We start from the raw sequence: 13405 nt of genomic DNA, 5'->3' as shown, positions 1-13405 counted from the left end.
CTACGAGGGGAACGACCGATGCGGGACTCCTACCGCGAGCAGCTCGACGACATCCTGGCCGACCTGGTCGAGATGTCCCAGGTGGTCTCGTCCGCGGTGCGCAGCAGCACGACGGCTCTGCTCGAGGCCGACATCCACCTCGCCGAGCAGGTGATCAGCGACGACGAGAAGCTCGACCACAAGCAGAGCGAGGTCGAGGCGCGCGCGTTCTCCCTGCTGGCCCGCCAGGCCCCCGTCGCCGGCGAGCTGCGGACCCTCGTCGCCACCCTGCGGATGGTCACCGAGCTGGAGCGGATGGGCGACCTCGCCGCCCACGTCGCCAAGATCGCCCGGCTCCGCTACCCCGAGATCGCCGTGCCCGACAGCCTGCGTCCCAACTTCGTCCGGATGGGCGACGTCGCCGAGAAGATGGTCGTCACCGCCGGCCAGACGCTGAACGACCGCAACATCCAGAACGCCCAGGAGCTGCGCGCCCGCGACGAGGAGATGGACGAGCTCCGCCGCACCCAGTTCCGCCTGCTGCTGAGCGACGAGTGGAACTTCGGCGTCGAGGCCGCCGTGGACGTCGCGCTGCTCGGCCGCTACTACGAGCGCATCGCCGACCACGCCGCCTCGATGGCCCGCCGGATCATCTACATCGTCACCGGCGACTTCCCGGAAGACGCGTACTGGCCGCAGCCGTAACTCTGTCCTCGCTCCGCTCGGACTGCTCGGGCCTCTGAGCTGCGGACCGCGGCGCGGGCGGGGGCGTCAGATGCGCCTACCGCGCCTCTGACGACCGCGCCCTGAGCTCGTCGAAGGGCCCAGGAGCCGCGGCGTCCGCTCGTCCCCGCGGCGCCTGCTGGCGCCGCGGCGACGAGCGAGGGCCGCGAGGTCGTGCCCTACTTCTTCTTGCCCTGGTTCTTGACCGCCTCGATCGACGCGGCGGCGGCCTCGGGGTCGAGGTAGCGGCCGCCGGGGGTGACCGGGGTGAGGGCGTCGTCCAGCTCGTAGACCAGCGGGATGCCCGTCGGGATGTTGAGGCCGACGACGTCGTCATCGCTGATCTTGTCGAGGTGCTTGACGATCGCGCGGAGCGAGTTGCCGTGCGCGGCGACGAGCGTCACCTTGCCGGCCATCAGGTCGGGGACGATCTGGTCGTACCAGTACGGCAGGGCGCGGAGCAGGACGTCCTTCAGGCACTCCGTCTGCGGGCGCGCCTCGGGCGGCAGACCGGCGTAGCGGGGGTCGCTGAACTGCGCGTACTCGTCGTCGTCGTCGATCGGGGGCGGCGGCACGTCGTAGCTGCGGCGCCAGGTCATGAACTGCTGCTCGCCGTACTCGGCCAGCGTCGCCGCTTTGTCCTTGCCCTGCAGGGCACCGTAGTGGCGCTCGTTCAGCCGCCACGACCGCTTCGTCGGGATCCAGAGCCGGTCGGCGGTGTCCAGCGCCAGCTGCGAGGTGCGGATCGCGCGGCGCAGCAGCGACGTGTGCAGCACGTCGGGCAGCAGGCCGGCCTCGGCGATCAGCTCGCCGCCGCGGCGCGCCTCGCGCTCGCCCTTCTCGTTGAGGTCGACGTCCACCCAGCCGGTGAAGAGGTTCAGCGCGTTCCAGGCGCTCTCGCCGTGCCGCAGCAGGATCAAGGTTGAGCTCATGGCAGGAGCGTAGTGGAACCCCTCCCGCCGGCCCGGGGTCGCCGGACGGCGGCGAGACGGCGACCCGGATGATGGCGTGCATGACCTCCACGCCCGCACCCAGCAGCCGTCCCGTCGCCGTCGTCACCGGAGCGAGCAGCGGGATCGGCGCCGCGAGCGCCCGCCGGCTGGCCGCCGACGGCTTCCACGTGGTCGCCGCCGCCCGGCGCGCGGACCGGATCGAGGCACTGGCTGCCGAGATCGACGGCACCGCCGTGGCCTGCGACGTCACCGACGCCGGGCAGGTCGCCACGCTCGCCGCGGCCGTCGGCGAGCGCTGTCACCTGCTGGTCAACAACGCCGGCGGCGCGCTGGGCCAGGAGCCGGTGGCCGAGGCCGACCTCGACGCGTGGCAGGCGATGTACGCCTCCAACGTGCTCGGCGCCGCCGCCGTCACCAAGGCCCTGCTGCCCGCCCTGGTCGCGAGCGAGGGGCAGGTCATCTTCGTCACCTCGGTCGCCGCCGACGGCGCCTACGAGGGCGGCGCCGGCTACTGCGGCGCGAAGGCCGCCGAGCGGGCGATCGCCGGCGCGATGCGCCTCGAGCTGGTCGACCAGCCGGTCCGGATCGCCGAGATCTCGCCCGGCATGGTGGCGACCGAGGAGTTCTCGCTCACGCGCTACGCCGGGGACGCCGACCGCGCGGCCAAGGTGTACGCCGGCGTCGCCGAGCCGCTGACCGCCGAGGACATCGCCGACTGCGTCGCCTGGGTCGCCGCGCGGCCCGCGCACGTCAACATCGACCGGATGACGGTCCGGCCCCGCGCCCAGGCCGCCCAGCACAAGGTGCACCGGGTCGGCGTCTGAGCGTCAGGCGGGACGCGCCGCCACCCGCAGCATGCGGGCCCCGACGCCGGGGTGGGGCGGCGTCAGCCGCAGGCCCGCCGGCGTGCGCTCGACGTCCCAGGCGGGCAGCCGGTCGAGCGGCGGGTAGACCTGGGTGACGTCGAGGTCCGCGCCGTCCAGGTGCGGCAGGGCTGCCTCGACCGACGCGGCCGCGTCCGCCCGCCGCCACAGCAGCAGGTAGGTCTCGTCGCCGGCGTCGAAGGCGACGGTGACCCAGGCGTCGTCCCAGTCGGGCAGTCCCGTCGGGAAGCGCGGGACCGAGCGGGCCAGCGCGTGCCGGGTGTCGCGGTGCGCCTGGACGCCGGCGGCGACCAGCGCACGCTGCGCCTCGTCCATCCGGTCGAGCAGCCCGGCCTGGTAGAGCCGGCCGGCGAGCCCCGTGACCATCGTGAAGGCGATCTCCTCGTCGCCCATCGTGGCCTGCGGGTAGGCCCAGTTGGCCGCCTGCTCGGGCAGCACGTGCAGCAGCGAGCCGACGGCGATGGCCGGGTAGAGCAGCGGCTCGGTCTGGTCCGAGGTCGACTGCAGCTGCAGCACGCCGAGCATCGCCGCGTCGGCGCGCAGCGCACCCGACCCGCAGTTCTCCAGCACCAGGTCGGGGTGCCGGTCCAGCACCGAGCCCAGCCAGTCCAGCAGCGCCCGGTTGTGCTGCAGCAGCCCGTCGCCGACGCTCTCGGCGTCGAGATCGGTGCCGGAGCCCGGGATGACGTTGTAGTCCAGCTTGAAGTAGCCGACGCCCAGCTCGCCGACCAGCCGGTCGACGCACCGGTCCAGGTGGGCACGGGCGTCCGGGCTGCGCAGGTCCAGCAGGTAGCGGTCCTTCTCGCGCACCCGGACCCCGCCGCGCTGGAGGAAGGCGGAGTCGGGCAGGGTACGGGCGGCCGCGCTGGTGAGCCCGACGACCTCGGGCTCCAGCCACAGCCCCGGCACCATCCCGCGCTCGCGGATCCGGTCCAGGACCTCCCCGATGCCGTCCGGGAAGCGGACGGTCGACGGCTCCCAGTCCCCGACCGAGGCCCACCAGCCGTCGGTGTCGTCGTACCAGCCGGCGTCGATGCAGAAGTACTCGCAGCCGACCGCGGCGGCCGCGTCCACCAGTGGACGCAGCCGCTCCGACGACGGGTCGCCGTTCAGCGTGTTCATGTAGTCGTTGAACACCACCGGGAGGGTCGCGTCCTGGGCGTGGGTCCGACGGGCGGCCCGGCGGTGCGCCGTGAGCCCGGCGAAGGCGTCCTCGAAGCCGGCGGCGACGGCGAAGGTCACCGGGACGGTGACGAACGGCGCCCCGCCCGGCTGCACGGTCAGCGACCAGGCGTGCAGCCGGTCACTGGGCCCGAGCACCGCCAGGTAGGCGCCGTCGGCGAACCGGACCGTCCCGGCGTCGACCTCCCAGGGCAGGCCCCCCGCGTCGGGCGGCGGGGGCTGGGCCGACCAGCCGGGCCGCTCCCCCACCTCCCAGCTCCAGGCGCCGTTGTGCTCCACCTGCCAGGCCAGGGTGCGGTCGCCCGCCGTGACCGCACCGGCCGGCACCCAGGTGCCCGAGGACCAGGTGCTGGTGCTCACCGCGGTGACCGCCCCCATGGCGGTCTCCCCGCGGGCCCCGGCGCCGGCGTGCGCCAGACCGGCCGACCGCAGCGGGGCCGACGCCCACCGGGCCTCCGCCGACCAGGTCGACGCGCCCCGCCAGACCGTGGTGGTCGCGAGGTCGTCGGAGACGACCAGCCCGGTGGCCAGGCTGGTCACGGCGAAGACGGTCAACGGCTCGGCGTCGGCCGCGAGGGTCAGCTCGGTCCGGCAGCGGACGGCGGCGACGCCGTCGTGGGCCTCGAACCGGCTCCGGGCCACGAGGCCGCTCACCGGGTCGCGCTGCTCCAGCACCAGCACCTCCACGGCCCCGACGCGGGAGGTGGTGTGGGTGACGTAGCGGAGGGCCCGGCCGAGGTGGCTGCCGCTGTGCCGCTGGCTCTGCCCCGCGGGCGCCTGCCCGTGGCCCGGGGTCAGCACCTCCACCAGCGGCTGGTGGACCCGGGCGTAGCGCTCGTCGTCCGCGGCCGGCAGCTCGGGAGCCGCCTCGACCAGTCGGACGGGGGCGTCCTCGTCGGCCACGAACCGCAGCCGGAGTGCCGGCTCCTGCCAGTCGATGATCGTCACGGCTCACCACCCTAGGGGCGCGGTAGCGTCGCGGCCATGGCCCGAACCATCGCCACCGCGACCGCCGTCGAGCTCGCCGAGCTGCTCGACTTCGTCCGTCCCCGCCACCGGATGCTCGTGGCCACGACCCGCGCGGACGGCCGGCCCCAGCTCTCCCCCGTCTCCGGCGGCGTCGACGCGCAGGGCCGGATCGTCATCTCCTCCTACCCGGGCCGCGCGAAGATCCGCAACGCGGAGCGCCGGTCACCCACCTCGGTCTGCGTGCTGTCGGACGCGTGGGACGGCCCGTGGGTGCAGGTCGACGGGGAGGCCGAGGTGCTGCACATGCCCGAGGCCGAGGACGCCCTGGTCGACTACTTCCGCTGCATCGCCGGCGAGCACCCGGACTGGGACGAGTACCGGGCCGCGATGCGGCTGCAGGACAAGTCCCTCATCCGGATCACGCCGACCCGGTGGGGACCGGTCGCGACCGGCGGCTTCCCCGCCGACGTCGCCGCGCGCCTCGACGGCTGAGCGCGGGTCCCCGTGCCCTGAGCCGGTCGGAGGATCAGGGCGCGGGGTCCTCCGGGGCGGGAGGGTGCCGCTCCGGGTCGAGGTGGGCGAAGGCCGCCAGGTTGGTGGTCGGCTCCCCGCGGGAGCGGCGCCACGCCCACTCCCGGGCGATGCTGGTGGCGAAGCCACGCTCGAGGATCGGGTTGAAGCTGGCGTCGGCGGTCTCGGCGATGGTGCCGAGGACCTGGTCGACGAGGGCGGGCGTGACCGCGTCCAGCGGCACCGTGCCGGTGAGGTGGATGTCGCCGGCGGCGTCGAGGCTGAAGCAGACGCCTCGCAGCTTGAGGTTGCGCTGGAGCAGCCAGCGGTAGACCTCCGCGTGGTTCTCGTCGGGCCGGCGGGCGACGAAGGCGCGGACGGCGAGCCCGTGCCGGCCGACCTCGAGGGCGCAGGCCGTCGTCAGCTTCGCCGTCCCCGGCAGCGTCACCGCGAAGAGCCCCGGCCGCGTCTCGGACCACGGCAGGTCCAGCCCCTCCAGCACGGCCCGGACCGCGGTCCGTGCGGCCTCGCCGGCCGCCGTCCGGGCGGTCCCGGTCGGCTGGTCGTCCACAGGCTCACGGTACGCGCCCGGCCCGGTCTCACAGCCGGCACGGACGGCCGCCGGGTTCCCGACCGCGGCGCTAGGGTTGGCGGCACGCCCACGTCGGCGCCCGGTCCTGCGGGCGTCCGTCCGCCCTCGAGGAGCCCTGCATGCTGCGCCCCCACCGTCTCCCCGCGCCCCGGCTCGCCGCCCTCGGCCTGGCCGCCGCGCTGGCCCTCGCCGTCACGGCCTGCGCACCCGAGGACGAGACGGCCGCGCCGCAGCCGGCCGCCGGGTCCAGCGCCTCCAGCGCCGCCGCGTGCAGCCAGGAGTCGCTGAGCCTGGTCACCGACGGTCAGTTCACCGTCGGCACCGACAAGCCGGCCTACGAGCCCTGGTTCTCCGACGACGACCCGACCAACGGCAAGGGCTACGAGTCGGCCGTCACCTACGCGGTGGCCGAGCAGCTCGGGTTCAGCCGGGACGAGGTCTCCTGGATCACCGTCCCCTTCACCAACGCCTACGCCCCCGGTGACAAGAAGTTCGACGTGGACATCAACCAGGTCTCGATCACCGAGGCGCGCCGGAAGGCCGTCGACTTCTCCTCCGGCTACTACGACGTGGCGCAAGCCGTGGTCACCACCGCCGACTCCCCCATCGCCGGGGCCACCACGCTCGCGGCGCTGAAGACGGCGAAGCTGGGCGCCCAGGTGGGGACCACCTCCTACACGGCGATCCAGGAGCAGATCCAGCCGGAGCAGCAGGCCGCCGTCTACGACACCAACGACCTCGCCGTCCAGGCGCTGAAGAACGGGCAGATCGACGGCCTGGTCGTCGACCTGCCGACCGCGTTCTACGCCGCCGCCGCCCAGCTGGACGACGGCAAGATCGTCGGCCAGCTGCCCCCCGGCTCCGGCACGACCGACCAGTTCGGCTTCGTGCTGGCCAAGGGCAGCGCGCTGACCGCCTGCGTCTCCGCCGCGGTCGACGCCCTCCGGGCCGACGGCACCCTGGAGACGATCGAGGGCGAGTACCTGTCGAACGCCGGCGGCGCCCCGCTGCTCCAGTGAGGCCGCTCCGCCCGGTCGACGTCGACCCGGGGCACGCCGCCGACCGCGAGGAGCCGGCCGCCGGCACCTGGCGGCCGTCGGCCCTGCAGCGGGAGCGGACCGCCTACCGGCAGCGGCGGTCGAACCGTTCCGTCGCCGTCGCGGTGGCGAGCAGTGTCGCCATCGTCGTCGTCCTCGTCGTCGGGCTCACCTCGACGCCCGGCTGGCCCCGCGTGCAGCAGACCTTCTTCGACCCGGCGCGAGCCTGGGAGTCCCTGCCGGCGGTGGCCGTCGGGCTGTGGCTGAACATCCGCGTGATGCTCGTCTGCGGCGTGCTCATCCTGGTGCTGGGGCTGACGCTGGCCGTGCTGCGCACCCTGCGCGGGCCGGTGTTCTTCCCGGTCCGGGCGGCGGTGGCCGCCTACACCGACGTCTTCCGCGGGCTGCCGCTGCTGCTGGTGATCTTCCTGCTGGGCTTCGGCGTCCCCGCGCTGAACCTCACCGGGCTGCCCGACGACCCGCTGATCTGGGGCGGCGCTGCGCTGGTGCTCACCTACTCCGCCTACGTGGCCGAGGTGTTCCGCGCGGGGATCGAGTCGGTGCACCCCTCCCAGCGCGCGGCGGCCCGGTCGCTCGGCCTGTCCTACGCGCAGTCGATGCGCTTCGTGGTGCTACCGCAGGCGGTCCGCCGGGTGGTGCCGCCCCTGCTGAACGACCTGGTCAGCCTGCAGAAGGACTCCGGCCTGATCGCGGTCCTGGGCGTGATCGACGCCATCCGCTCGGCCCAGATCGCGACCGCCACGGACTTCAACTTCACGCCCTACGTCGTCGCCGGGCTGCTCTTCGTGGCGCTGACGATCCCGTTGACGCGGGTCACCGACTGGGTCGCGCGGCGGCAGGGCTGGTACGGCGTGGCCGGGACGACGCTGTGAGCGCCTCGACAGGCTCAGGACACCGGCCTTCGACAGGCTCAGGACACCGCCTGCTGGAGGCGCGCGGGCTGCGCAAGGTGTTCGGCGCCCAGGTGGTGCTGGACGACCTGGACCTCGACGTCGAGCAGGGCGAGTGCGTCGTGCTGATCGGCGGCTCGGGCTCCGGCAAGTCGACGCTGCTGCGCTGCCTCAACCTGCTCGAGACCCTCGACGACGGGCGGATCCTGCTGGACGGCGAGGACATCAGCGACCCACGGGTCGACGTCGACGCCGTCCGGGCCCGGGTGGGGATCGTCTTCCAGGCCTTCAACCTGTTCCCTCACCTCAGCGTGCTGGAGAACGTGGTGCTGGCGCCGGTCCGGGTGCACAAGCGGCCCCGGGCCGCGGCCGAGCAGCAGGCGCGGGAGATGCTGGCGCGGGTCGGCCTGGCCGACAAGGCCGACGCCAGGCCGGACGCCCTCTCCGGCGGGCAGCAGCAGCGGGCGGCGATCGCCCGCGCCCTGGTCAACGCCCCCGCGCTGATGCTGCTCGACGAGGTGACCTCGGCGCTGGACCCCGAGCTGGTGCACGAGGTGCTGACCCTGCTGCGGGACCTGCGCCGGGACGGCATGACCATGGTGCTGGCCACCCACGAGATGGGCTTCGCGCGGTCCGTCGCCGACAAGGTCTGCTTCCTGCACGACGGCCGGGTGCTGGAGCAGGGGCCGCCCGCCCAGCTCTTCGACCACCCCCGCGAGCCCCGGACGCAGGAGTTCCTCTCCCGACTGCAGCTCTGACGTCGCTCCACCGCGGAGCGGTGGTCGGCTCGGGGAGCGGTGGCCCAGATCGAGGTGCGGAGGCTAGGGCTGCCACCAGGGCCGCAGCGGCAGGTCGACCCCGCCGCCGTGGCCGTCGGTCTTCACGGCGAGGACCTGGTGCAGCTGGACGATGTCCCGCTCGAAGCCGAGGCGGGACCCGGCCATGTAGAGGCCCCAGACCTTGGCGGTGCCGAGGCCGACCTCGGCGACCGCCTCGTCCCAGTGCTCGACGAGGTTGGCGCACCAGTCCCGCAGGGTCAGGGCGTAGTGGGGCCGCAGGTTCTCCTCGTGCAGCACCTCGAGACCGGCGTCCTGGGCCTCGGTGATGATCCGGCCCGAGCCGGTCATCTCCCCGTCGGGGAAGACGTAGCGGTCGATGAACCCCGTGGTGGCGACCGCGCGGCGGTTGTCCGGACGGGTGATGCAGTGGTTGAGCAGCAAGCCGCCCGTCCGCAGCCGGGACCGCAGGAAGCGGAAGTAGCCGGGGTAGTTGGCCACCCCGATGTGCTCGGTCAGCCCGATCGAGGACACGGCGTCGAAGCCCGTCTCGGCGATGTCGCGGTAGTCGCCGTGCCGCACCTCCGCGAGACCCTCGAGCCCTTCCGCGACGACGGCCTGCTGCGCCCAGGCCGCCTGCTCGGCCGAGAGGGTGACCCCGGTGGTCCGGACGCCGCGGCGGGCGGCGTAGCGGACCATGCCGCCCCAGCCGCAGCCGACGTCGAGCAGCCGGTCCCCCGGCTGCAGGCGCAGCTTCTCGAACACCAGCCGGTACTTGTTCTCCTGCGCCTCCTGCAGGGTCGCCCCGGCGGTGGGGTAGCAGGCGCAGGTGTAGGTCATCGACGGGCCGAGCACCCACGCGTAGAAGGTGTTGGAGACGTCGTAGTGGTGGGAGATCGCCTCCGCGTCGCGGTGACGGCTGTGCCGCAGTCCCTGGAGGGCCCGCCGCCACGGCGGCTGCACCTCCTGCGGCGGCGGCGGGACCGGCTTGAGGTGCTCGACGCCGAGCGAGCGGACGATCTCGGCCAGCACCCGCGCCGGCGGCCGGGTGATCTCCACGTCGTCGAGGGCGCGCAGCAGCGGGTAGGGGTCGCCCGGGTGGACTCCGTGCAGCTCGAGATCGCCCGAGACGTAGGCCCGGACCAGCCCCAGCTCACCGGGGGCGGTGGCCAGGTAGGTGGTGCCGCGCGAGGTCAGCAGGTCGAACCCGAGCGCGTCCTCGGGACCGGTCGCGCTGCCGTCGTAGGCGGTGAAGCGCAGCGGGACCTGCCCGCCGAGCACCGTCTGCAGGATCTGGGCCAGGGACATCCGACCGGGCGCGGTCGTGCCGGTCCGCTGCTGCTGGGAAGTCGTCATCGTCGTCGCACCGCTTTCGCGTAGAGGTCGAGGAAGCGTCCGTCCGGGTCGTAGGTCTTCTTGGCCACCCGGTAGTCCTCGCCGCCGTACAGCTCGTCGAACTCGTCCTCGGTGTAGTAGGCGTCGGAGTAGAGCGACTTGTGGCCGTCGAGCTCGCGGACCCGGCGCTCGATCCGGCGGTTCGTCGTGCCCTCGACCGGTCCGGCGGCGACCGTCGACCAGAAGCCGACGTTGACGAAGGTCCGGTCGGGCGGCATCGGGTAGAGCGGCCACCGGTCGCGGAGCCGCACCGGGCACAGCCACAGCGGCTCCACGGGCACCTCGGCCAGGAACCACCGGAGGAACTCGACGCACCGCTCGAGCGGCAGCTCGACGTCCTGCACGACGCGCTCCCGGGGCGGCCGGCCGCGTCGCCGCTCGAGGCGGTCGACGAGGTCGAGGCGCTGCTCCAGGGCGAGCAGCTTCCAGTAGGTGCTGCTGCGCCGGTACCGCCGCGGCCACCAGCGCCGCAGCCGGGGGTTCTGGGCGCCGAAGGCCCGCGAGCACCAGAACCAGTCGGTGTCCCAGCGCCAGAGGTAGTCCTCCACCGTCAGCCGGTCGTGCCGGAGGCCGTGGTCGTGCTGGAGGGAGCGGTAGTAGATGTCCTGGCCGGTGTAGTCGCTGACCGGCCCCGGATCGCTGGTCAGGGTGCCCAGGGTCAGGTAGGCCTCGTCGGGGCTGAAGACGACGCCGTCGAGGTAGTCGACGCGGACGCCGTCGAGGCTGCCCTCGTCGACGACGGCGGCCATGGCCGCGACCAGCGCGTCCAGCGCGTGGAAACGGACGTGCCGGAGGGCGACGAACGGCTGGACGGGCTCCAGGGCGATCCGCAGCCGGGTGGCGTAGCCGAGCGTCCCGTAGGAGTTGGGGAACGCCCGGTACAGGTCCGGGTGCTGCTCCGGCGACGCGGTCAGCACCTCACCGGTCCCGGTCAGCACCTCCAGCTCCAGCACCGACTCGTGCGGCATGCCGTTGCGGAAGGAGGCGGACTCGATCCCCAGCCCCGTCACGGCGCCGCCCAGGGTGATGGTCCGCAGCTGCGGCACGACCAGCGGGGTGAGCCCGTGCGGCAGCGTCGCGGCGACCAGGTCCTCGTAGGTGCACATCCCCGCGACGTCGGCGGTCCGGGCGTCCGGGTCGACGCCGAGGACCCCGGTGAGCCCGCTGGTGTCCAGCCCGGGCACGCCCGTCCTCGGTCGCGGCCGGAACAGGTTCGACGTCCGCTTGGCCAGCCGCACCGGCGCGCCCGCCGGGATCCGCCGGTAGCTCGCCCGCAGCCGCTCCACCCCCGCCGCGTGCGCGGCGGCAACGTCGGGAGGGGTGAGCACATCGCCACGCTAGACCTGCGCCGCCTGCGCGTCACCAGGCGCCCGGGCAGACCGAGCCAGGCGGCGCGGCGGGCCCTCACCGCTCACGCGCAGCAGCGCCGGACCGCGCGCCTCCGTGGAGAGGAGGAGCCGGGGTGGACGCGCTCTTCGTCCGCCCCGGCGACGACGTCGACGGAGGCCCGAGCGCGGGCCGCGTCCGAGCGGAGCGAGGACAGGCAGCACCGCCGCTCCCCCTCACCCCTCCACGAACCACCGCGCCTGGTACGGCTCGAGCGTCAGCGGCCCGTCGGTCAGCGGGGTCTCCTCGGTGAGGGCGTCCCAGGCCCAGTTGCCGACGGGGACGACCCAGCGGGGCAGGGACTGCTCGGTCCCCGTCACGTTGTAGACCCCGACGAGGGTCTGGCTGGGCGCGCGCCGCACGAACACCAGCACGCCAGGGTTCACCGGGTCGGCGATCTCGGTCTCGACGGCGGCGTCGAGGCTGGGCAGCGAGGACCGGACGGCGATGGCGTGCCGCAGTCCGTGCCAGACCCGGTGCTCGAGCGTGCCCGGCTGGTGGCGTCGGGCGGCGACGTCCCAGGGCATCGCGGGCCGGTGGACCCAGCGGTTGTCGTCGGCGTGGTCGGGGTGGTCGAGGTAGGAGTAGTCGTTGCGCAGGGCCAGCTCGTCACCCATCCACAGCAGCGGGAGACCGCCGAAGCCGAGCACCACCAGGTGGGCGAGCAGCAGCTTCTGGACGGCCCGGTCGAGCTGGCGCTCGTCACCGCGGGCGAGGGCGGCCTCGACCCCCGCCAGGGAGGCCGCCGTCCCGCTGATCCGGCGGTCCCCCGTCTGCAGGTTCTCCTGGAAGACGATCCCGCGGGCGTCGCTCATCGGGTAGAGGCCGGCGTAGTACTCGGCCAGGAAGTGGCGGTGCTGATGACCGCTCAGCCCGACCGAGGCGGCGTCGCCGTCGTCGACCGCCCAGCCGATGTCGTCGTGGCAGCGCAGGTAGGTGGCCCAGACCGTGGTGGGCGGCTTGGCCGGGAACCGGTTGAGCGCCGCGCAGAGCAGCCGGGTGTCCTGGGCGGCCAGCGCCGACCAGATCTGCACCATCAGCGAGTTCTGGTAGGCGAGGTCGCTGACCTTGCCCGCGTGCTTGCCGACGCCGAGGTAGGGCGCCAGGTCGGCGGGACCGACGATGGCCTCGGCCTTGAAGACCAGCGCCGGCGCGGCGATCCGGGCCACGGTCCGCAGCGCCTGGGTGATGGCGTGCACCTCCGGCTGGTTCTGGCAGCTGGTGCCCATCCGCTTGACGAGGAAGGCGATGGCGTCCAGCCGCAGGCACTCGACGCCCAGGTTGGCCAGCCAGCAGACGAGGTCGGCGAACTCGCAGAAGACGTCCGGGTTGTGCCAGTTGAGGTCCCACTGCCAGGTGTTGAACGTCGTCCAGACCCAGGAGCGGGACTCCTCGTCGTAGCTGAAGCTGCCGGGGGCGAAGTCGGGGAACACCTCGGGGAGCGTGCGCTCGTAGGCGTCCGGCAGGGTGCGGTCGGGGAACAGGTGGAAGTAGTCGCGGAAGTGCGGGTCTCCGGCGCGCGCGGCCTGGGCCCAGGCGTGCTCGGCCGCGACGTGGTTGAGCACCAGGTCGAGGGTCAGCGAGATGCCACGGGAGCGCAGCACCGTGGCGAGGTCCCGGAGGTCGTCGACGGTGCCGAGGTCCTCGCGGACGGCGCGGTAGTCCATCACCGCGTAGCCACCGTCGTCCGCGCCCGGCCGCGGCCGGAGCAGCGGCAGCAGGTGCAGGTAGGTGACCCCCAGCTCGGACAGGTAGTCGACCCGGTCCGCGACGCCGGCCAGGGTGCCGCCGAAGAGGTCGGCGTAGGCGGCGTAGCCGACCATCCGCGGCGCCGAGAACCACTGCGGGTCGGCGTGCCGGCGGAGGTCCAGCAGCCGCAGCTCGGCCGGCCGCTGCCGGAAGTTCTCGGCCGCGATGACGACCAGCCGCTGCGCCATCTCCGGCGCGTGGTCGGGGTAGGCGCCGGCCAGGCCGGCCAGCAGGTCGGGCCAGTAGCGCTGCAACCGGGCCTGGAAGACGACCTGGTCGTGCTCCGGCTCACCCGCCAGCAACGGCGCGACGTCGGGGATGCTCATGGCGGGAGAGTAGGGGCTCCGACCACCGGGGCG

Annotated in this window: 12 protein-coding genes; 6 read left to right on the top strand and 6 right to left on the bottom strand. The window is 73.8% G+C overall.

What is annotated here, in order from left to right; genetic code table 11:
- The first annotated feature begins 18 nt into the window (after positions 1-18).
- Positions 19-684 (top strand): phosphate signaling complex protein PhoU, encoded by a 666-nt coding sequence (gene phoU / locus BLT72_RS02490; RefSeq protein WP_091409699.1) that lies wholly within the window; start codon positions 19-21, stop codon positions 682-684.
- 197 nt (positions 685-881) lie between these two features.
- Here phoU and BLT72_RS02485 read toward each other — a convergent pair whose 3' ends face one another.
- Positions 882-1634, bottom strand: a complete 753-nt coding sequence (locus BLT72_RS02485) for a phosphoglyceromutase (RefSeq protein WP_091409695.1) — start codon at positions 1632-1634, stop codon at positions 882-884.
- A gap of 80 nt (positions 1635-1714) precedes the next feature.
- Between BLT72_RS02485 and BLT72_RS02480 the strand changes: the two genes are divergently transcribed.
- Positions 1715-2479: an SDR family NAD(P)-dependent oxidoreductase gene (locus BLT72_RS02480; protein ID WP_091409691.1), complete on the top strand. Its 765-nt coding sequence runs from the start codon at positions 1715-1717 to the stop codon at positions 2477-2479.
- Between the two features lie 3 nt (positions 2480-2482).
- Here BLT72_RS02480 and BLT72_RS02475 read toward each other — a convergent pair whose 3' ends face one another.
- Positions 2483-4669, bottom strand: coding sequence for a glycoside hydrolase family 36 protein (locus BLT72_RS02475; protein WP_091409688.1), 2187 nt, complete (start codon positions 4667-4669; stop codon positions 2483-2485).
- A gap of 36 nt (positions 4670-4705) precedes the next feature.
- Between BLT72_RS02475 and BLT72_RS02470 the strand changes: the two genes are divergently transcribed.
- The gene (locus tag BLT72_RS02470) at positions 4706-5182 is read left to right on the top strand and encodes a PPOX class F420-dependent oxidoreductase (RefSeq protein WP_091409684.1); all 477 of its coding nucleotides are present in this window, start codon (positions 4706-4708) and stop codon (positions 5180-5182) included.
- 34 nt (positions 5183-5216) lie between these two features.
- Here the strand turns inward: BLT72_RS02470 and BLT72_RS02465 are convergent, their stop codons facing one another.
- The gene (locus BLT72_RS02465) at positions 5217-5771 is read right to left on the bottom strand and encodes a type III secretion system chaperone family protein (RefSeq protein ID WP_091409681.1); all 555 of its coding nucleotides are present in this window, start codon (positions 5769-5771) and stop codon (positions 5217-5219) included.
- A 140-nt stretch (positions 5772-5911) separates the two neighbouring features.
- Between BLT72_RS02465 and BLT72_RS02460 the strand changes: the two genes are divergently transcribed.
- The 3 genes from BLT72_RS02460 to BLT72_RS02450 are packed head-to-tail and all read left to right on the top strand — an operon-like array spanning position 5912 to position 8498.
- Positions 5912-6811 (top strand): ABC transporter substrate-binding protein, encoded by a 900-nt coding sequence (locus BLT72_RS02460; RefSeq protein ID WP_091409677.1) that lies wholly within the window; start codon positions 5912-5914, stop codon positions 6809-6811.
- Positions 6808-7722, top strand: a complete 915-nt coding sequence (locus tag BLT72_RS02455) for an amino acid ABC transporter permease (protein ID WP_091409673.1) — start codon at positions 6808-6810, stop codon at positions 7720-7722. The genes BLT72_RS02460 and BLT72_RS02455 overlap by 4 nt, the downstream gene beginning before the upstream one ends.
- Positions 7719-8498, top strand: coding sequence for an amino acid ABC transporter ATP-binding protein (locus BLT72_RS02450; protein WP_091409669.1), 780 nt, complete (start codon positions 7719-7721; stop codon positions 8496-8498). Before BLT72_RS02455 ends, BLT72_RS02450 begins: the two co-directional genes overlap by 4 nt.
- 63 nt (positions 8499-8561) lie before the next feature.
- Here BLT72_RS02450 and BLT72_RS02445 read toward each other — a convergent pair whose 3' ends face one another.
- The 3 genes from BLT72_RS02445 to BLT72_RS02435 all read right to left on the bottom strand — a co-directional run bounded on the left by BLT72_RS02445 (position 8562) and on the right by BLT72_RS02435 (position 13372).
- On the bottom strand, positions 8562-9872 hold the full coding sequence (locus tag BLT72_RS02445) for a class I SAM-dependent methyltransferase (protein WP_091409667.1): 1311 nt from the start codon (positions 9870-9872) through the stop codon (positions 8562-8564).
- Complete coding sequence (locus BLT72_RS02440) at positions 9869-11239, bottom strand: FAD-binding oxidoreductase (RefSeq protein WP_091409664.1); 1371 nt, start codon at positions 11237-11239, stop codon at positions 9869-9871. The genes BLT72_RS02445 and BLT72_RS02440 overlap by 4 nt, the downstream gene beginning before the upstream one ends.
- Positions 11240-11473: 234 nt before the next feature.
- Entirely contained in the window at positions 11474-13372 is a 1899-nt protein-coding gene (locus tag BLT72_RS02435) for an amylosucrase (RefSeq protein WP_091409661.1), read from the bottom strand.
- Positions 13373-13405 lie beyond the last annotated feature (33 nt).

It is taken from the genome of Friedmanniella luteola, from assembly GCF_900105065.1.
GTDB lineage: Bacteria > Actinomycetota > Actinomycetes > Propionibacteriales > Propionibacteriaceae > Microlunatus > Microlunatus luteolus.
This window is presented reverse-complemented; position numbering and strand designations above follow the sequence as displayed.

What these genes read in the sequence shown, in the direction of transcription:
- phoU (WP_091409699.1), top strand. Translation starts at nt 19, where the DNA reads ATGCGGGACTCCTACCGCGAGCAGCTCGACGACATCCTGGCCGACCTG.
- BLT72_RS02435 (WP_091409661.1), bottom strand. Translation starts at nt 13,372, where the DNA reads ATGAGCATCCCCGACGTCGCGCCGTTGCTGGCGGGTGAGCCGGAGCAC.
- BLT72_RS02485 (WP_091409695.1), bottom strand. Translation starts at nt 1,634, where the DNA reads ATGAGCTCAACCTTGATCCTGCTGCGGCACGGCGAGAGCGCCTGGAAC.
- BLT72_RS02480 (WP_091409691.1), top strand. Translation starts at nt 1,715, where the DNA reads ATGACCTCCACGCCCGCACCCAGCAGCCGTCCCGTCGCCGTCGTCACC.
- BLT72_RS02470 (WP_091409684.1), top strand. Translation starts at nt 4,706, where the DNA reads ATGGCCCGAACCATCGCCACCGCGACCGCCGTCGAGCTCGCCGAGCTG.
- BLT72_RS02445 (WP_091409667.1), bottom strand. Translation starts at nt 9,872, where the DNA reads ATGACGACTTCCCAGCAGCAGCGGACCGGCACGACCGCGCCCGGTCGG.
- BLT72_RS02460 (WP_091409677.1), top strand. Translation starts at nt 5,912, where the DNA reads ATGCTGCGCCCCCACCGTCTCCCCGCGCCCCGGCTCGCCGCCCTCGGC.